26 protein-coding genes and 1 pseudogene are annotated in these 25364 nt (G+C 57.4%); 4 read left to right on the forward strand and 23 right to left on the reverse strand.

Annotated elements, in window-relative coordinates:
• Positions 1–35 precede the first annotated feature (35 nt).
• The 6 genes from QP109_RS04165 to clpX all read right to left on the reverse strand — a co-directional run bounded on the left by QP109_RS04165 (position 36) and on the right by clpX (position 5378).
• Complete coding sequence (locus QP109_RS04165) at positions 36–1244, reverse strand: ABC transporter permease (RefSeq protein WP_270772675.1); 1209 nt, start codon at positions 1242–1244, stop codon at positions 36–38.
• Positions 1234–1932 (reverse strand): ABC transporter ATP-binding protein, encoded by a 699-nt coding sequence (locus QP109_RS04170; RefSeq protein ID WP_270772673.1) that lies wholly within the window; start codon positions 1930–1932, stop codon positions 1234–1236. The genes QP109_RS04165 and QP109_RS04170 overlap by 11 nt, the downstream gene beginning before the upstream one ends.
• On the reverse strand, positions 1929–3002 hold the full coding sequence (locus QP109_RS04175; protein WP_285023471.1) for a peptidoglycan-binding protein: 1074 nt from the start codon (positions 3000–3002) through the stop codon (positions 1929–1931). Before QP109_RS04175 ends, QP109_RS04170 begins: the two co-directional genes overlap by 4 nt.
• Positions 2999–3475 (reverse strand): hypothetical protein, encoded by a 477-nt coding sequence (locus QP109_RS04180; protein ID WP_270772670.1) that lies wholly within the window; start codon positions 3473–3475, stop codon positions 2999–3001. The genes QP109_RS04175 and QP109_RS04180 overlap by 4 nt, the downstream gene beginning before the upstream one ends.
• A 270-nt stretch (positions 3476–3745) precedes the next feature.
• Positions 3746–4105: a chorismate mutase gene (locus QP109_RS04185; RefSeq protein ID WP_285023473.1), complete on the reverse strand. Its 360-nt coding sequence runs from the start codon at positions 4103–4105 to the stop codon at positions 3746–3748.
• Positions 4106–4121: 16 nt separating this feature from the next.
• Positions 4122–5378, reverse strand: a complete 1257-nt coding sequence (gene clpX / locus QP109_RS04190; RefSeq protein ID WP_285023475.1) for an ATP-dependent Clp protease ATP-binding subunit ClpX — start codon at positions 5376–5378, stop codon at positions 4122–4124.
• A gap of 222 nt (positions 5379–5600) precedes the next feature.
• Between clpX and QP109_RS04195 the strand changes: the two genes are divergently transcribed.
• Complete coding sequence (locus tag QP109_RS04195; protein WP_285023477.1) at positions 5601–6233, forward strand: hypothetical protein; 633 nt, start codon at positions 5601–5603, stop codon at positions 6231–6233.
• Positions 6234–6565: 332 nt separating this feature from the next.
• Here the strand turns inward: QP109_RS04195 and QP109_RS04200 are convergent, their stop codons facing one another.
• From QP109_RS04200 to QP109_RS04215, 4 genes are all read right to left on the reverse strand, one after another.
• A complete protein-coding gene (locus tag QP109_RS04200; protein WP_285023479.1) occupies positions 6566–7210 on the reverse strand; it encodes an ATP-dependent Clp protease proteolytic subunit in 645 nt (214 codons plus the stop codon).
• Positions 7210–7815: an ATP-dependent Clp protease proteolytic subunit gene (locus QP109_RS04205; RefSeq protein WP_040318567.1), complete on the reverse strand. Its 606-nt coding sequence runs from the start codon at positions 7813–7815 to the stop codon at positions 7210–7212. Before QP109_RS04205 ends, QP109_RS04200 begins: the two co-directional genes overlap by 1 nt.
• 222 nt (positions 7816–8037) lie before the next feature.
• Positions 8038–9351, reverse strand: a complete 1314-nt coding sequence (gene tig / locus QP109_RS04210) for a trigger factor (RefSeq protein ID WP_195225285.1) — start codon at positions 9349–9351, stop codon at positions 8038–8040.
• A 463-nt stretch (positions 9352–9814) separates the two neighbouring features.
• Positions 9815–10210, reverse strand: coding sequence for an MFS transporter (locus QP109_RS04215; protein ID WP_285023482.1), 396 nt, complete (start codon positions 10208–10210; stop codon positions 9815–9817).
• 349 nt (positions 10211–10559) lie between these two features.
• On the opposite strand from QP109_RS04215, the gene QP109_RS04220 reads away from it, so the two are divergent.
• Positions 10560–12263, forward strand: coding sequence for a hypothetical protein (locus QP109_RS04220; RefSeq protein WP_285023484.1), 1704 nt, complete (start codon positions 10560–10562; stop codon positions 12261–12263).
• A 4-nt stretch (positions 12264–12267) separates the two neighbouring features.
• Entirely contained in the window at positions 12268–12468 is a 201-nt protein-coding gene (locus QP109_RS04225) for a hypothetical protein (protein ID WP_285023486.1), read from the forward strand.
• A 107-nt stretch (positions 12469–12575) separates the two neighbouring features.
• Here QP109_RS04225 and QP109_RS04230 read toward each other — a convergent pair whose 3' ends face one another.
• The 13 genes from QP109_RS04230 to QP109_RS04290 form a co-directional block, all read right to left on the reverse strand.
• Entirely contained in the window at positions 12576–13046 is a 471-nt protein-coding gene (locus tag QP109_RS04230; protein WP_285023488.1) for a recombinase zinc beta ribbon domain-containing protein, read from the reverse strand.
• Positions 13047–13082: 36 nt separating this feature from the next.
• A complete protein-coding gene (locus QP109_RS04235) occupies positions 13083–13304 on the reverse strand; it encodes an IS3 family transposase (RefSeq protein ID WP_285023490.1) in 222 nt (73 codons plus the stop codon).
• Positions 13305–13346: 42 nt separating this feature from the next.
• Positions 13347–13973 (reverse strand): IS3 family transposase, encoded by a 627-nt coding sequence (locus QP109_RS04240; protein ID WP_350224312.1) that lies wholly within the window; start codon positions 13971–13973, stop codon positions 13347–13349.
• Between the two features lie 169 nt (positions 13974–14142).
• Entirely contained in the window at positions 14143–14286 is a 144-nt protein-coding gene (locus QP109_RS04245; RefSeq protein WP_285023492.1) for a hypothetical protein, read from the reverse strand.
• 346 nt (positions 14287–14632) lie between these two features.
• Positions 14633–15103, reverse strand: coding sequence for a hypothetical protein (locus QP109_RS04250; RefSeq protein ID WP_285023494.1), 471 nt, complete (start codon positions 15101–15103; stop codon positions 14633–14635).
• 10 nt (positions 15104–15113) lie between these two features.
• Positions 15114–16616 (reverse strand): YcaO-like family protein, encoded by a 1503-nt coding sequence (locus QP109_RS04255; RefSeq protein WP_285023497.1) that lies wholly within the window; start codon positions 16614–16616, stop codon positions 15114–15116.
• Positions 16616–17365: an ABC transporter permease gene (locus QP109_RS04260; RefSeq protein ID WP_285023499.1), complete on the reverse strand. Its 750-nt coding sequence runs from the start codon at positions 17363–17365 to the stop codon at positions 16616–16618. Before QP109_RS04260 ends, QP109_RS04255 begins: the two co-directional genes overlap by 1 nt.
• The gene (locus tag QP109_RS04265) at positions 17362–18243 is read right to left on the reverse strand and encodes an ABC transporter ATP-binding protein (protein WP_285023502.1); all 882 of its coding nucleotides are present in this window, start codon (positions 18241–18243) and stop codon (positions 17362–17364) included. The genes QP109_RS04260 and QP109_RS04265 overlap by 4 nt, the downstream gene beginning before the upstream one ends.
• The gene (locus tag QP109_RS04270) at positions 18221–19246 is read right to left on the reverse strand and encodes a hypothetical protein (protein WP_285023504.1); all 1026 of its coding nucleotides are present in this window, start codon (positions 19244–19246) and stop codon (positions 18221–18223) included. The genes QP109_RS04265 and QP109_RS04270 overlap by 23 nt, the downstream gene beginning before the upstream one ends.
• Before the next feature lie 3 nt (positions 19247–19249).
• Positions 19250–19945: a CPBP family intramembrane glutamic endopeptidase gene (locus QP109_RS04275; protein ID WP_285023506.1), complete on the reverse strand. Its 696-nt coding sequence runs from the start codon at positions 19943–19945 to the stop codon at positions 19250–19252.
• On the reverse strand, positions 19942–20568 hold the full coding sequence (locus QP109_RS04280; RefSeq protein ID WP_285023507.1) for a SagB/ThcOx family dehydrogenase: 627 nt from the start codon (positions 20566–20568) through the stop codon (positions 19942–19944). Before QP109_RS04280 ends, QP109_RS04275 begins: the two co-directional genes overlap by 4 nt.
• A gap of 319 nt (positions 20569–20887) precedes the next feature.
• Positions 20888–21703: a nitroreductase family protein gene (locus QP109_RS04285; protein ID WP_285023509.1), complete on the reverse strand. Its 816-nt coding sequence runs from the start codon at positions 21701–21703 to the stop codon at positions 20888–20890.
• A 13-nt stretch (positions 21704–21716) separates the two neighbouring features.
• Positions 21717–22610, reverse strand: a complete 894-nt coding sequence (locus QP109_RS04290; RefSeq protein ID WP_285023510.1) for a TOMM precursor leader peptide-binding protein — start codon at positions 22608–22610, stop codon at positions 21717–21719.
• 1382 nt (positions 22611–23992) lie between these two features.
• On the opposite strand from QP109_RS04290, the pseudogene QP109_RS04295 reads away from it, so the two are divergent.
• Positions 23993–25109 (forward strand): annotated as a pseudogene (locus QP109_RS04295) (IS1249 family transposase).
• The last annotated feature ends 255 nt before the right edge of the window (positions 25110–25364 follow it).

A 25364-nucleotide genomic window follows, 5' to 3' on the forward strand; every position in this document is an offset into this window, starting at 1 on the left:
TTGCGAGCCGGCCACGGCTTTCTTGTGTGGGCGTCCTACTGCGAGGCGAGCGCCGCTGTGGGTGGCGTGCGGGCCGCTCGGATCGCGGGGTAGAGCCCGGCGACGGCGCCGATAAGGAGAGTGGAGCCGAGGCCTGCGGCGATCACCCACCAGTGCAGGGTGGGCGGCCAACCGTACGCGTAACACATGCCCCAGGTGACGCCGGCGCCGATGAGGCATCCGGCGAGTCCTCCGAGGAAGGACAGTAGCAGGGCTTCGGCCAGGAACTGCACGGTGATGTGCCCCCTCCTGGCGCCAAGCGAGCGGCGCAGGCCAATCTCCTTGCGACGTTCCAGGACGGAAATGATCATCGTGTTGGCCACACCGATGCCACCGACGAGCAGGGCGATCGAGCCGACGCCGGCGAGCAGGGTCGTGAGCGTCTGGTCGGCCGCGTTTTGGGCTGCCAGTGCATCGGAGGGGCGTGAGACCTTCAGGCCGGTGGCGCCCTGCGGGGCGAGCGTGGGTCCGAGGAGCTCGCGGACATTCTCCACCTGCTCCTCTAAGGAGCGCTCATAGATCGTCGTGGGGGTCTTACCCGCGTCGAAGTACGTACCCGCGGCGGCAACACCGATGAGGGCGGCGTTATCAAGTTCCTCGGCCAGGGGTGCTGGATCCATGATGCCCAAGACGGTGAACGACATGCCACCCAACCACACCTGGGTGCCCGGCTCGACGACGCCGAGCAACTGCGCGGCTTTCGAGCCCAGGACGACGCCCGGGTACTTCGCGGTGGCATCGTTGAGCCATGTCCCCTTCTTCATGGTCCCGGATACGACCTTCAGGAGGTTCGTGTCGGCCGCCATCGTGATGATGCCGCCGGTCGCATTCGGGTCGGACAGGCGCGAACGGTACACGGAGACGCCGCTTAGCGTCGACGTCGAGGCCGCGTCGGTGACGCCCGGGATCATGAGAGTGCGGCCCACGGCGTCCTCGGGCAGGATGAGGTCCGTTCCCGACAGATCCGCGCCACTGCGCGCCGTCAACATGTTGGTGCCCAGTGCTCGTAGCTGTTCTTGCAAGCGGGCCTGCGAGGATGCGGAGACGCCGACGACGCCGACCATGGCCGCGATGCCGATCGCGATGCCCAGGGCCGAGAGCACGGCGCGCATGGGGCGAGCACGCAGGCCCGTCAGGCCTAGGCGCGCGACGTCCGAAAAGCGCAGGGCGGAACGGCCGGTTCCTGAGTTCTTCTCACTCATCAAGGCCACCTCCCGGGTGTGCAGAGTCGGAGACGATCTCACCATCGCGGATGGCGATCTGCCTGGGCAGCGAGGCCGCCAGGTCGTTGTCGTGGGTGATCACAATGATGGTAGTGCCGGCTTCGTTGAGCTCGCGCAGGAGGGCGACGATGGACGCGCCCGAGCGCGAGTCGAGGTTGCCGGTGGGCTCGTCGGCCAGCAGTAGGGCCGGGTGCCCGATGATGGCACGAGCGATCGCGACGCGCTGGCGTTCACCGCCCGACATCTGGTGGGGCTTGTGATCCATGCGGTGTCCGAGGCCCACGCGGGTCAGAGCCTCACGTGCAGCCTCGCGGCGCTTGGCACGGGGCACGCCCCGGTAGAGCAGTCCGTCTGCAACGTTGTCGAGGGCGCAGACGCCGGCCGTCAGGTGGAACTGCTGGAACACGAAACCGATCAGCGACGATCGCACTCCCGACAGCTCCGTGTCACGCAGGGAGGACACGTCCGTGCCGTTGATGCACACGCTACCCGAGGTGGGTCGGTCGAGCGTTCCGATGAGGTTGAGCAGAGTGGATTTTCCAGAGCCGGACGGCCCGACGATGGCGACGAACTCTCCCTCGTCGACAGCCAGGGATACTCCGTTACAGGCGTGCACGGGCGGGCTGCCGAAGGACCGGTGCACGTCGGTCAGTTGCAGGATGTGGCTCATCGGTTGGGCACCACCACGCGCTGGCCTTCGGCGATCTCGTCGCCGCTCACTTCGACGCGGTCTCCCGCGAACAGGCCGACGGTGACAGGGACCCGACGAATCTTGCCCGACTCATCCACGACCTCGACGCCGAACTGGTCGGCACTTAGGGCCACGAGCGCACTGAGGGGCACGGACAGCACGTCTGTGCGAGTCTCGGAGGTCAAGCCCAGGGAGACCGAGGCCTCCTGGAGCCCTTCGAGGGCGGAGGTGTCATCAGGGGTGACGGTGATCGGAATGATTCGTTCCTTGGTCGTCTCTTCGGCTTCCTCCTCGCCGGCTTTTTCGCGCGGGGGTTCGACCGAGGTAATCGTCCCGGTCGTCGTGGTGGCGGAGCCGGGCAGGCGCACGGTCACTGAGTTTCCGACGACGCCGAGGGCCTGGTCGGAGAGCTTCAGGTTCGCAGAGATGACCTGACGCGAGGACGAGGCCGTGAACAGGTCCGTCTCCATCGTCGCGTTGTCGCCGACGCGAGCCTTCAGCGCACCAATACGCAGGTCCTCAGGTGCAAAGAGGACGGTGCCCAGCGGCAACGAGCCGGTCCGGGGCAGGTTGAGGGCCTTTTGCCACTTCTGGATCGCCACGATCGTGTTCCAGTCGAAGTGGGCATCGGGGGTGGCCTCGAAATAGCCGAGCTCGGACAGCGCGGTCTCCAGCTGGGTGACGTCCTCGCCGTTGCCCATGCCCTCCTCAAACGTGCGCCAGGCGGGGATAGAGCCGTGGAGCAGGTACGTGTTGTTGCCGGCGACCGTGTACACGTGCGATCCCTGGGTGAGGGACGTGCCGGGCGTGGGCAAGGAGGTGACAACGCCTTCGAAGGCGCTCTTGAGTGTGTAGGAGTCAGCGTAGTGGAGGTTTCCCTGGACAGTGGTCTCCCCCACCAGGTCTCCCTTCGTGATGGTCTCCGTCGCACCGTCAAAGGACTGAGGGGCTTGGGCGTCTGTGTTGGTGCCCGAGCAGGCGGACAGGCTCAGCGCGCCGATCGCTAGGATCGCGAGTGCTGCGGGGCGTAGGGTGCGCGAACGCTTCACTTGGCGGCCCCTGACTGCTGGAAGCACTTGTTGAGCACATCCTCGGGGATGTCCTTGACGCTGATGCCTTCGCCGGCCTGCGGGTCCTTGACGTCGTATCCGGCCTCACGCAGGCACTGCGCTGCCTTGACCATTGACTCGCGCGCTGCGGGGTCGTTCGCGATGTTGTCCTCGCCGGTCAGGCCGGAGACCTTCATCATGCACTCGTTGAGGGCAGAGTCGAAGGCGGTGGAGTGATCGTTGAGCTGATCGGGCGTCAGGCCTGTGTCGGGCACGTCGAAGCCCTTGTCACGCATGCACTGAGCAAACAGCAGATTGGGGTCGTTGCTGGCCGCGTTGGTGGCCGTTGCGCTCTGGCTCTCGGTGCTGGACGCGGACGAGGTGGACGAACCGGTCGATCCGCATGCGCTGAGGACCGTCGCCATGGTGACGGCGATGACGGCAAGGGCGCGCGTCTGCGTGCGATTCTTCATCAAAAAACTCCTTGAGGACTGCTTATCAGCAATGGTTCTCACTGCCTGAATAGATTACAGTCCACAACCCTGAAAGCTACCTGAAAACTATCGGGGAGCCCGCGCAGAATTTCATCAAACAACCCTGAGAGGGTTAAACGAGGCGGGGGCGTTCGCACATTCCCCGCCTCTGACCCGATTCGCCTCCGCGCAGATGGGTGTCGGCGGTGACGATTCGTGGGGTCGAAATTCTCTAGCACCGCAATGGTCTGAGGGATGCCGGCGCGCGTTTTAGAGGCGCGACCCCTCGTCGTACTCGGCCTTGATGTCTTCGTGGTGGCGAATAACTTCCTTCACCATGAAGGCAAGGAACTTTTCCGCAAAGTCGGGATCGAGGCCGGATTCTTCAGCGAGCGATCGCAGGCGCGCAACCTGTCGTGCTTCACGTGCCGGGTCAGCCGGCGGAAGATCATGGAGAGCTTTGATGTGTCCGACTCGCTGGGTACAGCGGAAACGCTCAGCAAGAATATGGACGAGCGCAGCATCGATGTTGTCGATGGTTCCACGCGCGTCAGCCAGCTCGGCAGGGATGCCTGTTCCGATCAGAGTGTCTCCGGACGTGTGGGCGCTGATCTGCGTTTCTTCTACCATTGGTTTCCCGTCTGGTTCAGGCGGTGCGGATCTGATGAGCGCGCTCGGCGTAGAGCTCAGGCTCCCCTTCGCCAAGAACGTACTCGCGCGTAATCACAACGCGCCCCACGTCGTCACGACTGGGCAGCTCAAACATCAGGTCAGACAGTGTGTTCTCCATGATCGACGACAGGCCACGGGCACCGGTCTTACGCTCGTTTGCCAAGGCTGCAACCTCGAGCAGCGCCTCGTGTGTGAACTCCAGATCAATGCCATCAAGCTCGAAAAGATGCTGGTACTGGTGGACTAGGGAGTTCGTCGGCTCGGTCAGGACGCGGACGAGGTCTTCTTCGGTCAGTTCTTGCGTGGACGTCAGGATCGGCAGACGACCAATGAATTCTGGAATCATGCCGAACTTGTGCAGATCTTCCGGGGTGATCGCCTTGTACAGGTCACCCATTTCGGCAGCAGACTTCAGGTCTGAACCAAAACCGGTGGAACGCTGACCCAAGCGAGCCTTCACGATCTCTTCAATGCCTGCGAAAGCACCCGCTGCAATGAACAGGATGCCCGACGTGTCGATCTCAAGGAACTGCTGGTTCGGATGCTTGCGTCCGCCCTGCGGTGGCACCGAAGCAACCGTGCCTTCAATAATCTTCAGCAGAGCCTGCTGAACACCTTCGCCGGAAACATCGCGTGTGATCGAGGCGTTCTCGCCCTTACGGCCAATCTTGTCGATTTCGTCGACGTAGATGATGCCTCGTTCAGCCTTTTTAATGTCACCATCCGCAGTCTGGATCAGACGGAGAAGAATATTCTCGACGTCCTCACCAACGTAGCCGGCTTCCGTCAGCGCAGTCGCATCAACGATCGCGAAAGGAACGTCAAGCATACGCGCCAGCGAACGCGCCAAGTGAGTCTTACCCGTACCCGTGGGGCCAAGCAACAGAATGTTCGACTTGGTCCCCTGCATGTCTTCCGCATGTCCAGCGTCACGCGACTTCACACGCTTGTAGTGGTTGTAGACCGCGACAGACAGCGCACGCTTCGCACGATCCTGGCCGATCACCCACGAATTCAGGAAGTCGTTGATCTCAATCGGCTTCGGCAGGGGCAGTTCCGAGGTTTCTTCAGGAGCCTTGCCCAATTCCTCAGCGATGATTTCGTTGCAGAGGTCGATGCACTCGTCGCAGATGTAGACACCGGACCCGCCGATGAGCTTGCGCACCTGCTTCTGGCTCTTTCCACAGAACGAGCACTTGAGCAGTTCAGCTCCGTCGGTCAGTCGAGCCACGGTTCCTCCGCTTCATTGTGAGCGCCGACTGGCGCTTTCCTTGCGGTTCAGCCTATAGCAGGCAGACGCCGTGCGCCATCTGGCGCGCGGCGTCATTCGAGCATCCTCCGCGGCGCCTCGACGGTTCCGATCGAATTCCTGAAATTCCAATGAGCCAGGCATTGCGATGCGCATGGCAGTTTCCCTAGACTGTGAGTTGTCACACCGTATGGGAGCTAGCAGATGTGGAGCGCACCCGTGTACAAGAAGCTGATCCTCATTACCGAATCTCTAGTTGTCACCTGCACTCTCTTCCTCGTCACAAGCCTCATGGCACCCTCATCCCTCGCAGCCTCTCCGCAACCGCAGACACCACTATTGTCAATCGCGAGCATCGAAGACTTCGAACTTGCCGATCCCGTCAACCCCCTCACGATGAAATCGCTTGGAAACGGTCACGCCACCATCGAAGTTGACGGTCAGAGCGTGACAGCCGCGTTCGATGCCTCATCAGGTCTGTTCCGGGTGACCTACTCCGACGGCGACGAGGTCCTCCTCCCCCCGCCGCCGGGATTCTCACCGACATCGATCGAGCCTATTTCCACGGCTCAATTGGTATCCCTGAAGGACACGGCGACACCATCACCGCTCATCCTTCCGAACGACGACGCCCCCCACCCACCGATGTTCGCCGCATCGAATTCGACCTTGTTGTGCTCGTACGCAATCTGGGTGGTGACTCTCGTTCATCACGCAGGTTGGTCGGCTGCTCTGGCTACGGCGCTCGCCGCCGGTGCGGCCGGTGCCGCAGTCGTGGCCTTCATCTATGCGTACGGCTTCGACGCCCTCATGGTGTGGGTCAGCACGAAGTGCTAGACGATCGAGAGCCGAAATCCGCTCAGGAGCCTAAGCTGCACACCTGGCAGCGCAGGCGGATTGCGCGCCGTTTCGGGCTCGCCGTCAGTCTCACCGTCTTCGCGGTCTCCTTCCTCGTCTGGCTCTTCGGTCCCGATGAGGGGAGGGTGCATGTCCTCAGCCGTTCCCTCGCCGTGGTGTCGAGCGCCGTCGTCGTCGCAGAGCTCCTCGGCTTCCGCATCATCGCGCGATACGGAGTCGATGTCCGCGACGACGCCGTCTGAAGCCCTCCCTCTGAGCGGTGAAGACGGCACCTCGTCACGCGCGTGACGAGGTGCCGTCTTCACCGCTTTTCAAGCGCCCTTCCGGGAGGCGAGGACCTGGTCGATCAGGCCGTATTCTTTCGCCTGGGGAGCGGTCAGGATCTTGTCGCGCTCGATGTCACGGCGGACCTGCTCAACCGGGGTGCCCGAGTGATGCGCGAGCGTATCTTCCAGCCACGCGCGCATACGGTCGATCTCGTCAGCAACGATCTGGATATCGGATGCCTGCCCCTGCATGCCTTCCATGGCCGGCTGGTGGATCAGAACACGAGCATTCGGCAGTGCCAGGCGCTTGCCCGGTGAACCGGCCGCCAGCAGAACGGCTGCAGCCGATGCGGCCTGACCAAGGCACACGGTCTGGATCTGTGGCTTAATGTACTGCATCGTGTCGTAGATTGCGGTCAGCGCGGTGAAGGAACCACCGGGGCTGTTGATGTACATGGTGATCAGCGAATCTGGATCCTGGCTTTCCAGAACCAGAAGCTGCGCCATCACGTCATCAGCAGACGCGTCATCAACCTGCACGCCGAGGAACACAATGCGATCCTCGAACAGCTTGGCGTAGGGGTCCTGGCGCTTAAAACCGTAAGCGGTGCGCTCTTCGAAATTCGGCAGAACATAGCGAGCCTGTGGCATCTGACGGGCGATACCTTCAAAGTACGGGGTGGTGCTCATCAGTTTTCTCCATCCTGGCCGAGCGTGCTAATTTCCTGCGGGTTCACGATGACCTTGTCAACGAAGCCGTATTCCAGGGCCTCGTACGCCGAGAACCAATTGTCACGGTCCGCGTCCAGTTCGATCTGCTCAACGGACTTGCCGGTACGCTCAGCGGTGATCTCGGCGAGTTCCTTCTTCATCTTCAGAATCAGGTCCGCGTTAATACGAATCTCAGTGGCGCTACCACCGGCACCGCCCAGAGGCTGGTGGAGCAGGACGCGAGTATGCGGGGTGATGAAGCGCTTGCCCGGCGCGCCTGCGGTCAGCAGGAACTGACCCATCGAAGCAGCCAAGCCCATTGCGACAGTGACAACATCAGGCTTGACGTACTGCATAGTGTCGTAAATTGCCATGCCTGCGGTCACCGACCCACCCGGGCTGTTGATGTACAGGTAGATGTCGCGGTCCGGATCTTCGGCGGCAAGCAGAAGCATCTGGGCGCAGATCGCGTTGGCGTTTTCATCACGGACCTCGCCGTTCAGCCAAATGATGCGTTCTGCAAGAAGTCGCTGGTACACGGAGTCGGACAGACCCATCGGCGATTGCACGCCGCCGCCTGCCATTACAGCCTGGTCGCTCACGAGGATTCTCCTTGGTCGAATAGATCCGCTTTCAGATCCCACTGGGTATAACTTATCGGTTTCACGCGGACAAGGCTCAGCCAATCCCCCTCTGTTCGCTGTAGGCGCAGTGCTCATAGCAGTATGAGGCCTCCCACATGCAATGTGGCCGGTACCCGAAAGTACCGGCCACACTCACTAGCGCGTTGCTAGCGCATGCTTGAATCAGGCTTCAGTGGGCTCTTCTGCCTCTTCAGCTTCTGCTTCTTCCTCTGCAACGTCGCCGAAGAACTCAGATAGGTCAACGACCGTGCCTTCGGTGTCCTTGACGGTGACCTGACGCAGGGCCTCGATCATAGCCTTGGAACGGCCGAGGTCTGCGACAACTGCTGCCATCTGCTGCGAGGAGGAGAACAGCTGGTTGATGTCGATGCCGAGGTTCTGCGACATCTGGATCGCGTAGTCGATGAGTTCTTGCTGGGAAACCTGAACATCGAACTTCTTCGCGATTGCCTCGGAGAGGAGTTCGGAACGCAGTTCGCGCTCGACGGCCGCGCGTGCTTCCTTCTTTTCTTTCGGCTTAGCACCTTCGGAGACGCGGCGCGAAACCTCGTGCTCGATGACCTCTTCAGGAAGAAGGATCTCAACCTTTTCGAGGAGGTCGGTAATCAGGTTGTCGCGAGCCTGTAGCGCCTGCTGCGAGGTCTTTGACTGGCCGGCCTGCGTGCGCAGGTCTTCCATGAGCTCGTCGATGGTGTCGAATTCGGAAACCATCTGAGCGAAGTCGTCGTCTGCCTTCGGCAGTTCGCGCGCCTTCATGGACTTCACGGTGATGGTGACGTCTGCTTCTTCACCTTCGTGGTCGCCACCCTTGAGGGTGGACGTGAAGGAAACCTCGTCGCCAGCCTTGGTGCCACGCAGAGCCTTGTCCTGACCGTCAAGCATGTTACCCGAGCCGATTTCGTAGGACACGTCTGCGACCGAGTCGACCTCTTCACCGTTGATGGTGGCAACCATGTCGATGGTTGCGTAATCGCCGGTCTTGGCCTTGCGGTTGATGGTCTTCAGGGTTGCGAAGCGAGAGCGGAGCTCGTCGAGTTCCTTCTGGACGTCTTCGTCGGTAACCTCGGTGGTGTCGACGGTGACAACGGTCTTCTCGTCAAATTCGGGGAGCTCGAAGTCCGGCACAACCGGGACCTCAGCGGTGAAAACCAGCTGCCCACCCTGTTCGCCGGTGGTGTTCGGGATCTCAGTGACCTCGACCTGCGGTTGCTGCATCGGGCGAAGCGAATGCTCTGCGACTGCATCCGAGTAGTGACCCGGCAGGACCTCGTTGACGACCTGCTCAATGACGGCTGCGCGACCGAAACGCTGGTCGATGATGCGAGGTGGCACGTGGCCCTTACGGAAACCGGGGATAGAGACCTGCTGGGAGATGTCCTTGTAGGCCTTGTTCATCTCATCGGACAGTTCCTCGTAGGGAACCTCAACGGTCAGGCGAACCTTGGTGGGTTCGAGAGTCTCAACGGTGCTCTTCACGTGCGTGCACTCCAAAACGTTTTCAAATTTGCGGGAGCACCCAATTCGGGCGCATGACAACTCGCCTAGTTTACGACAGACCCGCGTCAATGTCCCTATCGAGACCACGTTTATGGCTTAAATGCGCGCAACTCCACTAATCGGGGGCGACTCCACCTTCGAAGTTTCCAAAGAGTTATCCATAGACAGTCATTCGTCAATCGCGGAAGCTCAAGGATCCCTAGGCTCTCAAATACATAACCCCGACAATGTAGCTTTCTTCAGTGAAAGTTCTGGGGTCTTCATCTCAAGCCTATAGGAATTATCGCGAGGAGTTTCCGCTGGGGTGCGCCACGTGATGTACGAGGCGCTGCACGGTCGCACAGCCTGACAAAAAGGAGTGCGAGGCGACACTTTCCCGCTCCCAGCAACCAAATTCCAACGAAGCACACTAACACCCCAATTCAGGACACAAACACAACCGTCAAACTGTCCAATAACGGGGGCCAGTCCAGAAAGCCGCCCCCAACGCTTGGACCGCGCGCGACGAGATCAGAACCCTCGCGGTTTCGGATTGGGCAGCTAAGAGACTTCCCGCTACGAACACGACGATACCGATCAGGAATACCTTTTTACGTCCCCATCTATCAGCCAAGTTGCCCGTCGAAAGCAGAAGCGCTGCGAGCAGGACTGCATAGAGACTATTTACCCATTGCGCGTCGGCGATATTCAGCTGCAAGTCCCCAATAATGACGGGGAGAGCAACTCCGACGACTGTGCCGTCAAGGACAATGAGCCCCAAACCAATGGAGAGAACTGCTAGAGCCATCCAGTCACGGCGCGTGGGGGCTACTTCAGAATTCTGGTTTACTGCGCTCATACTTCAACGACCTTTGACGTGGATCAACGAACGAATGCCATACAGACAATTATTATGACACTCTGTCAGATACTTTGCTGAGCGAAACTTACCCGAGAGGAGGCGAACCATCTAAGAGCCGCAATCTCACAGCGTTTAGGACGAGCTTTATCTGACCAAAGAAGCGGGACCCCACCCACAGCACCCCGTCACAAACGACGCCTCCTCAAACACCTCAACCCGCACATCCCACACACTTTTGACACCTACTACGAAACTTTGCGAGCAGAATTGATATTAAGATGGCACAACTTACGCGCTGGCTGCGTAGGGGTAGTTTTTAAACATTGAAGTTTAGAGAGGCAGTAAAGTGTCCAGTGACAAAACGGCGCAGACCGATGACGAAATGCTCCAGAAAGTTATCGACAATGCTTACCGCACGCATTTACGATACGCGACAGCGACTGCCAAGACTATCTGGCACGATTATGTGATTGCTCTGCACAAAAGAGAATCCCAGCAAGTCGAGATTTTAAGGAAAGCAATAGAAGAGTGCGCGCATGGTACCCTCCAAGAACTCTGTATTGCTTTGGAAGAAATTGACCCTCGAGCCTCCTTAGAACTCCTATTTGGCGAGTGCAATGATCGATTAAACGAATATAGAGCCCCAAAGGGAGGTGAGACTTTTTCTCTCGCCCGAGGTGCGTGGTTGATTGGAGTTTTCGGCAACGGAAAGAAGGTTACCCAATACGAAGCGCTCAAGGTGTTCAATAAGTATGTGCGTTGGGTTGCGACACATCTCATGGAGTTGCACATATCTTCCACCGCATTTGAGGATGATGATGAACGGGTTCTTCGCAATGCTGCTAAGCAGCTCGAAATAAATCGCCTCGTAGAGCCTGAAACACGTATGATGTGGATCACGGACGAGATTACAAAAGAAATAGGCAAGTGGGCAGAGGTAAATGCTGACAGCTGCAAAATTTCTGAAAGTATTAATTCAAAAATAGCTGAGCAAATCAATATGAATACGGTAAGTGCAACCGATTCTTTGAAGGAAGCTATTGCTAATAGGAAAAACTATATACCAGAAGCATTCAGCGACATGCTTCTAAATGCTGTGCCGGACGAGCTCTTGCGGGAACTAACAGCAAATCACCAATCAATATCACCTGCCAATATTCAAAATACATTAAATAGCGACCTACCGACGTTCTCTCCTCTTGTCGAGCTTGATGGTAAATATCGAGTACTCGGAAGATCCGCTTGGTTAACGCAACGCGAAGATGCTCTGTTGCAGCTGTGCATGCAGGCAAGCTCCCAGCATTCACAAGGGAAGGTTCTCGAGGATGTCACGACTGCTCTACTTCAAAAATGGGGCCCTTCCAGTATTGATTGGCGTTCCTCTGTGGATTTGATAAACCCAAAGAGTTCTAAGAATCCCGACGATATTGACGTACTTGGTTCTTCAACACAGGCAGTCTTCATTGGCGAATGTAAAGCCAATCGACTATCTGTCAACAATTCAAGCGTTGTAGCAAATTTTGACACCGTAGTTTTAACCAAAGCCGCCTCGCAGCTTGCTACCAGAATAACGCACTGGAAGAGCGGCTGGCGCCCCTCTGACTCTGACAAGGCTTTTGCCGATAAAGTAGCTGGTTTTATTACGACTTTCTCTAGCTACGGTGGGTTGCTTTGGAACGCCGCTGAGGTTGCAGATGGAAACTCGTCAGTAAACTTCGGAATTTTTCCACTGTACTCACTAGTCCTTGCGGTTAGTGCCCTCAAAACTTCAGATCAATTCTGGAAATACCTCGAATTTCGAGTGAATTCCATGTCGCATGGTGTGAAAAATTTTGACGAGCTTGAATATATGTTAGGTTTCCTAAGTGATAGAGGCAATAAGGTAAACAGAGGACAAGACGGTGCATCAATTCTCTTTCGCCAATATGAATTAAATGATCGTGGTGCGTGGATAAACCCACGAATGTATAGACATAAGCAAAATTGGAAAGATGAGTTTGTGATTGAGCTGTGGAAGTATACAGAGCCTGTCACCCCGCCTGTAAAATAAACCTTTGTCTGTCGCTGAATACATAGGTTATCGTGCCGTCAGTTCCGACTTCGGCGTGGTCGAGGAGAGTATGCCAGCGGAAGGGGATGTGCTCGATCCTGTTCCTGTCGCCGAGCTGGGCGAGCTGGTGCTGATAGTACCCGTAGGCTTTGTGACGGGTCTGCTTGTCCATGATCTAGCCTGCGATGTTTTTGTGCTCGGCTAATAGTCTTTCGTGCTGTTCGGTCAAGGCGTTGAACCGTGTCTGATATTCGTCCTGCTCGAGTGGCTGGCGCGCGTTCACGGTGATGAGGTCTTCAATCGCCATGACGATCACGTCGATTTGCCCTGCGAGTGCTTGTTCTTGTGTTTCAAGGCGCTGGTGTCGAATCGTTCACGTACAAGCAGATCAATATCAGTATGGGCAGTGCTGTGCGCAGCGAGATTCTCAAGTGCTTGGGTGAAGGTCGCTTTGATTTGTTGATCAGTCAGGTGTGGTGTCGCGCATTTCGTTTTGCCTGCGTATTTGTGGTTGCATCGCCAGATTCGCTTCTCGTATTTTGAGCCTGCGTGCCAGGTTTTTGACCCGTACCAGGAACCGCACTGGCCACACATGATTTTCCCGGAGAACTCACGAGTCCGGGAGCTAGAACAGCGACCTTGTTTGACATCAGCGAGTTCAGCTTGGACGAAGTCCCATACTTCTACTGGCACGATCGGCTCATGATTGCTTATCACATAATATTGGGGTATTTCGCCTTCGTCCTTGGCTTTCTTCTTAGTGAGGAAATCAACGGTGTACATCTTTGTACTGAACCCCAATTCTTGGACAGTGTGATTCTATCCGATGGTGGTTAGTGCGTGTTGCCGGTATTCGTTTGGGGTCATCCCTGCGAGCCGTTCTTGCATACGCCCAGTGTTGTACCACTGTATGTACTCGTCAATCGCTGCGCGTAGCTCGCTGATGGAAACGAATGAGTCATTGTTGAACATTTCTTCTTTCAAGTGAGAAAAGAAGTTCTCCATCACGGAGTTATCGCAACAATTGCCCTTACGGCTCATGGATTGAACGCACTGATGCTCAACTAGCTGACTGATCCATGACTAATGCTGATAGTGATAACCCTGATCAGTATGAACAAGAACACCTCCAGGATCACCCGCTACACGAAAAGCCTTTTTCAGGCTCAACGCGGACACTTTCGTTGTAGGAGACACCGAAAGAGTGTGAGCAAGAATCGAATGATCACACAAATCCATCACCGGAGACACATACAGCTTCTGCCCCGAGATCTGGAACTGGGTAATATCGGAGACCCATTGTTGATTCGGCTTTTCCGTGGCAAACCGCCGATCTAAATGATTATCAGCCCGACGTGACGTTGTACCGCGGTAAGAGTTGTAACACTTACGCTTCCTCGTTTTAGAGCGTAAACCGAGCTGCCTCATCAACTTAGCAACAAGCTTGCGCGACACACACCACCCATCGCGCAGCAGCTGAAGCCGCACACGGCGATAACCATAACGCTGATGGCTTTTATCGAAAATCTTCCGAATCGCCTGTTTCAACTTCACATGCCGGTCCTGAGCCTGCATCTGCCCCAGCTGATAATAGAATGTCGATCGCGCCAGATTGGCTACCTGTAACAGTACCGGCAACGGGTATTCAGATCTGAGAGTGGCAACCACACGAGTTTTCAGCCTTGCCCCTGCTCCCTCAGATCTCGTAATTTTTTCAAATACGCTACCTCTGCTTTAACCTCGTATTCTCCTCAATCAACGCAGCATCCGCAACCGTCGCGCTCCTCTCGGGATCAGGGCTAGCGATCAACGTTTTCGGCTTCCTGCCACGCCTTTTCGGGCGTAAGCCCTCATCGCCAGCTAAACGCCACACCCGCACCTAGGAATACACGAGATCAGACGAAGAAAAATTGAACTCTGCCGCCAGCTGCGTCGCGGTCTCGCCAGCAAGAAAGCGAGCAACAATCGAGCGCTTGAACTCCCACGAGTAGACAGCTTTCGTATCACGTGCCGCAAGCGCCATTCTCCCATGCAGAACCCACCTGTCATAAAGAAGACTCACCGGCCGAAACGGCAACCCAAGTTTTCTCGCTGCGGCTCGAGAGCCATACCCCGCCTCAAACGAATCAACAGCCGCCACACGCTGCTCCACCGACAACGAACTATCAGGACGCATAACACCCCCCAACCCTAAAACTGAACAAATAACCGTCCAACTTTCAGGGTTCAGTACATTCATTTAGGGTATTAACCCGGATTCGGATCAACTACAATCCCGTTCGGTTGTTGACTGCTCCGTGAGCGGAACTAGTTTGGTCTTTGCCGGAAGTAGCGAAGGAGCGATTCGCGTCGCCAGTTCCACGGATCGACTAATGGTGCAGTAGTATCATGATCACGATGCCCAGCACGAGTGCCACGGCTCCCATGAGTAGGCAACGAGACTGCCTAGCGCGCTGATCCGGAGCCTTGACGAACACTGAGGCAACCAGCACGAGCAGCAGCGTCAGTCCGCCAAGCATCCAGACGAGGACTTGCAGCGGCATCGTAGGCGCGTCAAGCCCCAGTATGACTGTCGAGTATCCGGTGTATAACACCGCGATAAGCAGTCCGGTGCGCGAATGCGTCACTGCGGCGGCAACAGTGAACAATGCGCCGGCCACGTGCATGAGTAGCACTGTGAAGGGCCACGATAAGCCTCCCGTTTGCCACAGATGTGGCGCTAAACCAATGAGGCTACCTGCCCGTAAAGCGCTCACAACTACTGCGGCGATGGTAAATGCAGCGGGCACGCCCATGCCACGGGGTAGTCCTGCGCTGTGATTCGTAGCGGCGTCAGTCATAGAGTTCTCCTTACGGATAGGGCAATGGGTCGGTGAGCAAGTCAGCTTGGTCGAGCGGTGTATCGCGGTAGCCGGCAACTACCGGGCATGTGAGGTATCTAGGGTGGCCGAGCGCAGGCGACTGCGGCGGATACGGCTGGGAGAGCTCGGGTATGAAGGCCTTCCAGACCTTGGTTTGCCTGAAGTCCGGTGGCGTGAAATCGAACATGATGGGGTCAATTCCTCGAGCCTGCATGGCAGCGTGGATCCTACGGTATGGGTTCGGGTCGGCTTCATCACAGCGGCGGTATAGCTCGCTGAGGGTGACCTCACCACCCCCGTTGAAGTACCAGTCGGCCCGCTTCTGGTTGCGTGGATGGCCGTAGTAAGTGATGGCCTGCACGAAGCGGGCAAACTCGTAGGGCTCCGCTTCGGCGTGGATACCGAAGAGGCGCTGGAAGGCGGTTTCGAACTGCCAGTTGTCAGCTAGCTGGCAGATGCGCAGCGATCGCTCTGACTGGCAGTATTCACCAAGTGCCGACCTCATGGCGTCGTCTGGGCTAGCCCCTACACCGCCGCCGGCGTTGTAACGTAGCTCAGGCAGCCAATTGTCGAACTCAATTGCTGTGAGCACTGGAAACTCGAAAAAGTCGAGGTTTTGCAGGTAGAAGTCTGGCTTGCCGATACCGCGATCAAGCTGGGCGAGAGCGCGCCGAATGCGCGGGTTTCGCGGATTAACATCAATGATGACCTTGTCGAGCGGAACGCGCGCATGCCAGCGCAGGTTGACGGCATCACGTTCGATCAGTTCGTCGAGCGCGTGGTAGATGGCCAGGTCAGTCGTGATATGGCTAGCTAGCCCGCCCGACGGGGCAAGACCGATGAGCGGCTCGTCGTCTGGCCGATAGTAAATGAACAACACCAGCTGTGCGGGGACCCAACAGGTTTCTCCTGAATATAACCGGGTACCCGGGATCCACCCCATCTCGGTGTTGTCGTCCCACCTATCAAAGCCGAAGTGCGGATCGGCGTGCTGGGCATCCGAGAAGATGGGCAGATCTTCGGGCCCGAGACAGTGGTTGCCACGGTCTTCCATTGCTCGCCGCGATCCGGTCTGTAGTCGATCGGCCCACGAGAGGAAGGCGAACGACCCCAAGACTCGTTCGATACCCTCGCCCATGCTAGACACATAGGTCTCGTGAAGGTCCAGGCCTTTACCTCCTCCATACACCTGGCTGGCGTAGGACGAGTTAAGCCCAGCAACTCCGAGCAGGCGGCTTGTGATGTGGTCGAAGTCGAAGTACTGCCCGTGTCCGACGTGGAGACCAGCACCCGGCGCAGGCCGGAAGTATGTGGTCAGCAGCCGCACGAAGCCGCTGGGGCTGTAGAGCTGCTCGACTTCGTCAAGCGCGACGGCCTCGGCGTGGTTGAGGCGGGGTTTGATGACGGGGCGCCGGCTGTTAAACGACCAGGAGGCGAGGCCGTCACTGTCGGGTGAGCTGGCGATTGTAGGAGGCTGATATGTAGTGGTCATCAGTTGTTTCCTTCCCAGTCGAAGATCCGAAGGCAGATGAGATTGACGATGACGGTCGACGCAACCAGGATCCCGAGTGCCAGCCAGTCGACCTGATGATTGATGTATGAGTTCATGAGGGATTCGTTGAGAATGGTGAGTGGGTTGAAATCCGACGCACGTTGTAGCCAACCGGGGAACGAATCTCTCGGCAGAGCGGCCCCACTGGCGAAGAAGGCGAGGAAAAACACTGCCGCCGAGATTACCTGGATGCTGCGCAACGGCAGCGGTAAACCGCCCAAGAAGATCCCGTAACTCATGGTGACGTAGAGTGCTAGTAAACTCACGGCGATGAAGACAGGCCAGTTCGCATCCTGTGGCGGCCCGTAGACCGCGAAAGTGATGATTGCCAGCAAAACAATAGCCAGTGTCACGACGATGAGTGCGGTGACAAATTGGGCTGCGAAATAGCCCCAGACGGGCAAGGGCGATAGCCGGTAACGCTTCAGCACTCCCTGCCCACGGTTCTCAGCGATATGAATAGACATGCCCATGAGGCCAACATTGGCGGCAGTAACCCCGACCATGACTGCCATATAGCTGTCGATGAATCTGCCACCACCGGGCAGCGGTGTACTGCCGCCAATAGACCCCACAAAGAGCAGCAGGATTAGCGGAAACGCCAAAGAGAAGAAAAGTGCAAAGGGTTCGCGCAAAAACAATCGGGTCTCCACTACTGTCAGCGCGTACGTGGAACGTAAATCTCTCACCTGGTCACCTCCTGTTGTGCCGCCCTGGTCACGACATCGCCCAACCCCACGGGTCTGAGCGAGGCGGTCTCGCCGCCTGGCAGCGTGGACATTGCCTGTTGGAGGGCAACCCTGTCGCCGAACACCAGCCATGTGTCCTCAGGCCCATGCTGGACGTCCCCGACCTCCTGCCATGGCCCAGCGTCCGTGCCTGAGGTAAGCACTGCGCAGGCGGCCACGTTCAGGCTGGCAATCAGTTCACTTACTGTGCCGGTGGCGGCGATCTGGCCGTGGGCCATCACGACGACACGGTCCGCGAGTTCGGCTGCGTGGTCAACCTCGTGCAGCGTCATGAGCACCGCGAGGCCCTCATTGCGATGTCGCCGCAGTACCTGCACCAGGGCTCGCTGGGCTTCGGGGTCAAGCCCGGCCGTGGGCTCATCAAGCAAGACGAGCTCTGGCTGCCCGATGAATGCGAGGCAAAGATTGACGCGGCGTTTCTGCCCGCCGCTCAGCGCGTCGAATCGCTTGTCGAGCAGCGGAGCAACGTCCATGGCCTCCATCAAATCTTGGGGCGCGTCGGGCACTGCGTAGATATGGGAGTACAGCCACAGAGCTTCCCTCACCTTGATGCGACTCGGTAGTTGTTCTTCTTGAAGCTGCACTCCGAGTCTGTCTGGCACGCGCGCCATGTAGGAGTGTTCGCGTCCGAGGATCCTGATGTGCCCAGAGTCGGGTCGGCGTAGTCCTTCGATACACTCCAGCAGGGTAGTTTTGCCCGATCCGTTATGTCCGAGCAGCGCAACGATTTCTCCCGCACTGACCTCGAGGCTGACGCCGTCGACGGCACGCACCAGGCCATAGGATTTTGTGACATTAGTGGCTGTGAGAACTGACATGATCCTCCTTGAGTAAGCGTGCAGGAGTCAGATGGGTAGCGTGGCAGGCGTCCTCAGGCACCCCTGCCTGACGCCAGATCCGCAGCTCCTCAACGAGCGCAAAATATGGGTGCAGACCGAGCCCTGGAGCACCTGACCCCAGCAAGAGCTGACCTCCGCCCGCTGCATAGGCCGCGAGAACGTCGTGGAGGAGTCGCCAGCCGTCCGTGAGATGCGAGCGTTCCGCCGCCGACAAGACACGCAATCCGAGATACCGCATTGCCTCTCGACGTCCCATAGCTAAGGCACCTGGTTGCCGTAGCGCCATAATGCGTGAATGGTGCGGTAGCACGCTCGTCAGCTCGGTCATGCCCTCTGCTGTGACCAGCGCCGAGATGTCGGAGCTGTATCGAACCGCAGCCAGAAGCGGAACGATGGGACGTCCCCACCTCAGCAGAGTCGCTGCGATTCTCTCAGGCGCAGGATGGCAGCGTCCGAGAGCTACCAGCGCCTCCTGCGGCACGCGCGGCAGCGAATCTAGAACACCGTCTGCTGAGGCTATCGCTGTGACACTCGGTAACAGTCCTTCTAGGGTGGTGTCGAGTGCAGCACTGGCATCCGAGTCGAGAAAAGTAACCGCGTCTGGCCCTACCTCGAGAGCCACCCTAAGACCGACGCTGGCTGCGACAGCTGTGAGACGCCGGACGTCAACAGCAGGCGTCGATGCTCCGCAGCATAACCAGTCCATTCCGCACTTGGCGAGCCCTTCAATCACGCGTGCAAGAACACTGGACGGCACGGTCGCGCGCAGACCGTGAGGAGCGGCATCCACCCAGGGCCCTCCCCACTGAAAATCCAGACCCATCTCGCGCGCATGCGCAGCGTATTCTACGGCGACTCCCAGTCGCCGATCAACCTGGACACCGTCGGCCAGGTTTGCGATTCTGGCCACCAAATCGTGGATAGTTCCTTCTATCGGACTGGAGAGGTAGCCTGCGCCGGAGCCGTGAGCGTCGTGCCACATGTGTCACCACGCCTTCTGCGCACGAACCTTGCGGTATCGTCGCCACACTAGATACTGGAAGAGTAGATGCGCCGTGATGGATACGAGAATTGAGCCCGCGAGCAGCACGAGCGCGCCCCAGAGTAAGCCTGCGAAGATCTTTCCGATGATCGCATTGATTCCGAACGCCACGTGATGAAGGCCGAAAACGACCGCCGACGCAAGGATGGCAAGCAGTGGCCCCCTATCGGAGAGAACAGCGTGTAACACCGCGCCTCGAAACAGGAGTTCTTCGGTGAGCGCGGTACCCGCCGCGACGATCCACCAGGTCAGAGGCCTGTCGAGCAGGGCCCCGACAGCAGGTTCGGCATCCCGGAGAAAAATTCCGATCCCGAGCGAAGGGCGGCTACCCTCGCCCGCTGAGGACAGCGCCAGCTCAATGAAATAAGGGATGACAGCAGCCGCGGGGGAGAGCAAGAGAGCCACGGGCAGTCCCCAACCCGGACTCGCCCACAGGGCGAACCAAGGTAACAGTCCCAGCCACCACGCCACCACTGCACCCATCGCGGTGAACATCAGATAAATAATGGCGACGCGGTCAACAACCCACACTCCAAGGGCGGCTATCCTCTTAGCGAGTTGATCGATGACAACCATGGTTATGCCGAACGCCGGCAGAATGCCGACCGTTACGACAAGAGCCAGTGCGCTAACACTCATGTGTGCCTGCCCGGCTTATTTCCTATAGTAACGAGCAGTTGGATAAAGTGGTCCTTGCCATCGAGACGGAGCAGCCTGTTAGTAGTGTCGTCCTGGAATGCGGCGACGGCATTGACTGCAAGCCCCAAAGCTGTTGCTGCGAGATAAAGCTGCCCGCATACGACGCCAGCGTCGATACCCATGTACCTGTAGCCGCGTGTACCGTATTTCCAGGCAACTCGCTCGTAATTTCCGACGATAGCGATGACACTTTGCGCATGCATGAGCCAGTTGGTAGCAAAACTGGCCTCAACGATGGGCGCCCGGAAGTCGCCCGCTTCGGCCAGCACGAGGCTGTGGTCGAGTGGATCGTATTCATAGCGCCCCCGCTCAAGCCCCGCCACGTTGTGCGCGAGAACTTGCACGTCAAAGTCCTGCAGGCCACCAGCTGATGGAAAAACCCGTCGTGGGATGTCACGGCGCTGGTAAGCGCGATCGGCTCCCTTACTAGCGAAGGTCATATTGAGCGCGGCCGCCAGTTGTTCGAGCGGGAGTGGCTCGAAATCGTAGACGGGGGTAGAGCGGCGTAAGCGCGTGAGCTCGTGGAAGTCCGTAGCATAAGCGGGAACTTCAGTTGGCAGCACAACACGAGAGTCGCCGTCGCGACCCACGCGTAGGTCAGGAGCCCGCAGAGTCTTCGATAGGTCTGCGCCATCTACGTTAGCCTCTGCCCGCAGGCATCTATGGACGAGATGAGCGACGCGTACCTGCTCTTCGTTGCGCAGCTCTAGACCCTCAGCAAAGACACGCTGCATGGCGCGGGAAAACTGGTCAGTGCACTCACCCCTGTCATGGGCTGACTCGAGGACTGCCGAGATCTCGGCGAGAATAGGCTGCGTCTCACAGTTGGGGAGGTCGTGGAGCTTATCTTGGCTAGTTTGCTGGTCGGGGGTGGGATCAATACTAGTCATTTTGAACTCTGTTCTCGTCGTGGTCGGGGTTGAGCGCTACTAATGCGGCGGCGAATCGTTCGACACCGTCAAGGTCAAGCGTGCGATCGACGGTCGTGTCGATGAAGTCAACCGTCACGCTCGGCCGCATTCTGTGGGTAGCCATAAGGTTGCCAACGTTGCCGACGAGCATACCGACCTCCATCAGGGCGTTGCGGTAGCCGCGCGGCCCGTGCGTGACCTGCAGGCGCTGAGGCGAGGCGACGATGGCAATATACGACAATGCAGCGGCGAATGCGTCACGAGCATCGGGGACGACGGCGTCGACAAGGTCAGTTCGCTGCTGGTCGCTGAAGGTACGGGTCTTGACTAGGCATCGCTGTCCAGACGGAAGTAAGTGGGCCCACCCCTCCGTAAGCACGATTATGTCAGCCGCGAATAACAGACCACTCGAGCTGCCAGCATCCGCGAGCGCTAATAGGGCCGGGCCTAGAGGTGCCGGTACGTCGCGCAACGGCACCATCGGGCCAGTGTCCGAACCTGTGGTGGAGAACACGCGGCCCGATGAGTGAAACCATTTACGCAATGCTTGCTGTTCCGTGACATCCGGAAGCTCATCAAAGGCTCCGCGACGCCACCGTGCGTTAATCTGGAAGAGTTCAGCCGGATCACCCTCGCAATCCGCGAGACGGTTCTGGTACAGATCCCGGCGAGTGGGAGCGCACAGGGTAAGGCCGCGTCCGGGGAGCACGGTCTGTTCAAGGCCGTGCTCGAACGCAGGCTCGACATCGGAAGTCTGGGGCTGGTGCTCGGTACGCACAGATGTCATTTCTGCCGTCCTCCTACAAGAAAGTGTGCTGAAGGTCGGGGCGATGACGACTACACTGAGGGCAACGTGGCATCTGCAGCACTCGATGCGAAGCCACCTCAAAGCGTTGGGTTTCGATACGCACGACACGCTCGGCAAGACGGGAAACCTCGTGAGCTTGTACATCAGCAACACACAATGCAGCCCACGCCGCAGCCATGGCAGCAATATGCGGGGCAGTGTCTGAACTGAAGCCCGTACGCGCCAAGTCGTCTTTGAATACCAAGAACTCATCGCGCAGGTGCCGGGCGCCCTCGTCCTGTACCTCAAAGCAGGCGTAACAGGCGGTCTCGCCCGGGTAGACGAGTGGTCCGACCTGAACGTCTGGACCGTCAGCATAGACATAAAGCACCGGAACGCCAATCTCGTACGATAAGGTGTTTACATCATTATTAAGACGCGGTCGCAACATGTCAGTGCTGACAACTACTAAACCAACATCTGGCATGGCCGCCTCAATCTCCTCAAGATCAGAAGATGCATTAAGTCGGGAGACAACAGTGGCGTTCATGGCCTCAAGCGTGGTGTAGAGGGCTGAACCAATGCGACCATCACTGATGAGAAGAACGTGGAGCTCCCGTTGCTGCATCGGTCGTACGAACACTCCCTCGTCTAACAGCCGATTGACAATAGCCTGTACGTCATCATTTGATGTGTTAAGGCGAGCGGCGAGCGACTCGACGTCGGTGGGCTTAATACTGGACTGGACAACATGTGTTAGCAGATGTCGCCCTTGTTCGTCGCGAATGACTTTTGAGAAAGCTGCTCGACTGCCCGCGCGGACGAAGATTTCGTCGTCGCCCTGGGGTAATAGATGGAGTCCAGATTGTAGATGAAACTGATTAGATGTCTGCTGAGTGTCGCTCACGTTACTCTCCAGTATGGATATGCGGATGAAAGTCGCCCGGAGATTTGGCGTTTCAGACACGGCGCACCGACGGGAATGTTGGAAGTGCCAACAATCAATACGCCGTGTCTAGGTCATGGATCTGTTCAAGCATTGGCTCAATGCCAACGGGTAGCATCACGGTCACGATGTCATAGCGACAGGCCTGGCTCAGCCAAAGACTGACGCCGAGTTGCAACACCAGCACCAGCAGCACCAACCGCCCGGCGCGACTGTCGCATCTGAAGCGAAGTACTTCTCTTCCACTTTGTCCAAAACTTGCAGCATCTGACTCACCCCCTTCCAACGTTAGGAAACCCTTACTTAGGAAACCCTTACAGATATAAAATAAAATAAAATATTGCAGGTTTAAAGTAAAGGCTTTGTTGTAAAAATGGCGAGATTTTTTGGCACCGTCCCGCCACTACATCACCGATGAGTGGTTCGTGGAGATTATCGATCTCTTCTTATTTGACTCTGTACGCTGATGCCTTGAACGTGTGCGCAATTCTGGTCGGCACTGGCATCAGGGGACCGGAGAGCAGAACGCCTGTCGTTTCACCATCGTGGGTGACGGACGCCTCCTTCCGGGAGTCAACCTAAACCCACGATCGGCAGACCTGCGAGGGCGGGTTGCTATTGACGAGTTTCGGCTTAAGGCGGTGCGCTATAAGTCGCGTTCTCGGGAGCGAATCGGAGCTAAACCCGCCGTTTACCCACATGAAGGACACGCTTGACACGTATAGCTCGAGGTGTAGTCGGTTATCATCTCTAAGTTAGAGACGATGGGAGCCTAGATTGCGTCATACAACCGCGACAGCTAGGACACAACCGATTTAACGTTGCGCGAGGAAACGAAGTAGCCGGTATGCAGGCCATGTGATGAACGAGTGCGTAACCTGCATGCGGAAGGTACTTAATGAGCCAACCATAAAATGTGTCGGAGGTCGTTTCCTCAACCTCTTGCCTCACAAGTGATAACAATCTTTCGTAAGCTAACCAGCGAAATTAAGTACAATATTCCCGAAGCTTTCTCCTTGCCAGAGTCCATTCCCCCCCCCAAGCGAAACCCGCTAACGGAACTTAACAATCGCACCCCCTGCACGGCAGAACGCGGTAGGAATCAAGCAAGGAAACCATCTAGCAGCGGGAAGAAACGAGGCGAGAGACCGAGCGACCTGGATTATACGACATAATGTGTGGCATTTTTGGTGGCTTTTCGTTGTTTTGGTGCGGGAAAGTCTGTGTTGAGGTTGGTGTGGGGCAAGTTGGGGGTTGGATAAAATGTGTGGCATTGAGGCTTGTTTTTCGTTGCTGTGGAGCGGGAAAGTCGGGTTTTAAGTTGATGTGTTTGCTTGGGAGATATGAAAGCTCCCGTTTGCCCTGTGTGCGCCCAGTCAATGAATCGCAATGGAAGAACGTCTGCTGGACGAGTTAGGTGGAGGTGTCGGGGGTGTAATTCCTCGATGGTGCAACGTATCGACTCGGGAGCTAAAGACTTATCGGTGTTCCTTAACTGGCTGTTGTCAGGGACAACCCTCAAAGAGTTTCCCGGTGAGGGCAGATCCTTCCAGAGGCGTTGCCAGGCGTTGTGGAGCTATTGGGCTTTGCCACCCATCATTGACCAGGTCCATGACGTCATCTATGTTGATGGCATCCATCTAGGGCGTAAAGCTGTTGTTCTGATTGCTCGAAGTGATGAGTATGTGTTGGGCTGGTATGTGGCAAGAGCGGAGAAAGCAAGCGCGTGGGAAGCGTTAATGAGCCGTATCGCCCCGCCCTTGTTGGTGGTCACTGATGGGGGAAGCGGGTTTGAGAAGGCGCGCAAGAACATCTGGCCTACTACCGTGGTGCAGCGGTGCGCCTTCGACGCTTTTGTCAATATCCGAAGTGTCACCACCGCTCGCCCGCGACTACAGGCCAGTCAAGAGCTCTACGCTTTAGGTAAGAGCCTGATTCGGACGAAAACCGCGCCTGAGGCCTCAGAGTGGCTCGCAGCCTACATTGGGTGGACTCAACGGTGGGAGGACTTCCTTGCCCAACGCACGCTCACTCCAGATGGGGGCTGGGTTCCCACACATGCTCGGCTGGTAAGCCCGTCGCACTCTTAACCGTCTGATCAGCACGGGCACTCTGTTTGCTTTCCTTGACCCCAGTTGGGATCGGCCCATGCCTGCAATGACCAACCGCATTGAGGGGGCGACAAATGCCCCTCTTCGTCAGATGCTGCCCGATCACCGCGGTCTGAGCCTTACTAGGCGGATCAAAACAATTTTCTGGTGGTGCTACATGCACACTGAGCACCCACTACCACCAGCTCAAATCCTCAAAACAATGCCAACAGATGCTGACATTGAAACCGCCTATCAAACTATCCACCCCGCAGAGATCAAAACAACGAGCCTGCCCCAATGGGCAGACGCCATCACCTGGCAAGACCTCCACCACAACACCAGCCTATACACCAACCCCTGGGACTAAACAAACCAGGACCCCAAATGCCACACATTTTGTCGTATAACCCTGATTGCCCGACCTTTTTCTTCTCCCTTGGCGATGTCGGCAAAGGCAACCGCACTAGCCGGTTAGAAAGAGGCACCTTTAGCGAAATCTTGCTTTTGGAAACGCCAGCGATTTGAAAATCACCGGACGATTTTGATATCTAATGTTGCTTTCATTGCCATTTAGCGCATTTCTGGCAGTCCTATGGGCTTATTTCTGAGAAAACTCCAATGT

This window comes from Pauljensenia sp. UMB9872, from assembly GCF_030212665.1.
In the GTDB taxonomy this organism is placed as follows: domain Bacteria; phylum Actinomycetota; class Actinomycetes; order Actinomycetales; family Actinomycetaceae; genus Pauljensenia; species Pauljensenia turicensis_B.

What these genes read in the sequence shown, in the direction of transcription:
- QP109_RS04170 (WP_270772673.1), bottom strand. Translation starts at nt 1,932, where the DNA reads ATGAGCCACATCCTGCAACTGACCGACGTGCACCGGTCCTTCGGCAGC.
- QP109_RS04180 (WP_270772670.1), bottom strand. Translation starts at nt 3,475, where the DNA reads ATGAAGAATCGCACGCAGACGCGCGCCCTTGCCGTCATCGCCGTCACC.
- QP109_RS04185 (WP_285023473.1), bottom strand. Translation starts at nt 4,105, where the DNA reads ATGGTAGAAGAAACGCAGATCAGCGCCCACACGTCCGGAGACACTCTG.
- QP109_RS04195 (WP_285023477.1), top strand. Translation starts at nt 5,601, where the DNA reads ATGTGGAGCGCACCCGTGTACAAGAAGCTGATCCTCATTACCGAATCT.
- QP109_RS04200 (WP_285023479.1), bottom strand. Translation starts at nt 7,210, where the DNA reads ATGAGCACCACCCCGTACTTTGAAGGTATCGCCCGTCAGATGCCACAG.
- QP109_RS04205 (WP_040318567.1), bottom strand. Translation starts at nt 7,815, where the DNA reads ATGGCAGGCGGCGGCGTGCAATCGCCGATGGGTCTGTCCGACTCCGTG.
- QP109_RS04215 (WP_285023482.1), bottom strand. Translation starts at nt 10,210, where the DNA reads ATGAGCGCAGTAAACCAGAATTCTGAAGTAGCCCCCACGCGCCGTGAC.
- QP109_RS04230 (WP_285023488.1), bottom strand. Translation starts at nt 13,046, where the DNA reads ATGTACACCGTTGATTTCCTCACTAAGAAGAAAGCCAAGGACGAAGGC.
- QP109_RS04235 (WP_285023490.1), bottom strand. Translation starts at nt 13,304, where the DNA reads ATGAGCCGTAAGGGCAATTGTTGCGATAACTCCGTGATGGAGAACTTC.
- QP109_RS04245 (WP_285023492.1), bottom strand. Translation starts at nt 14,286, where the DNA reads ATGGCGCTTGCGGCACGTGATACGAAAGCTGTCTACTCGTGGGAGTTC.
- QP109_RS04250 (WP_285023494.1), bottom strand. Translation starts at nt 15,103, where the DNA reads ATGACTGACGCCGCTACGAATCACAGCGCAGGACTACCCCGTGGCATG.
- QP109_RS04255 (WP_285023497.1), bottom strand. Translation starts at nt 16,616, where the DNA reads ATGACCACTACATATCAGCCTCCTACAATCGCCAGCTCACCCGACAGT.
- QP109_RS04265 (WP_285023502.1), bottom strand. Translation starts at nt 18,243, where the DNA reads ATGTCAGTTCTCACAGCCACTAATGTCACAAAATCCTATGGCCTGGTG.
- QP109_RS04270 (WP_285023504.1), bottom strand. Translation starts at nt 19,246, where the DNA reads ATGTGGCACGACGCTCACGGCTCCGGCGCAGGCTACCTCTCCAGTCCG.
- QP109_RS04275 (WP_285023506.1), bottom strand. Translation starts at nt 19,945, where the DNA reads ATGAGTGTTAGCGCACTGGCTCTTGTCGTAACGGTCGGCATTCTGCCG.
- QP109_RS04285 (WP_285023509.1), bottom strand. Translation starts at nt 21,703, where the DNA reads ATGACATCTGTGCGTACCGAGCACCAGCCCCAGACTTCCGATGTCGAG.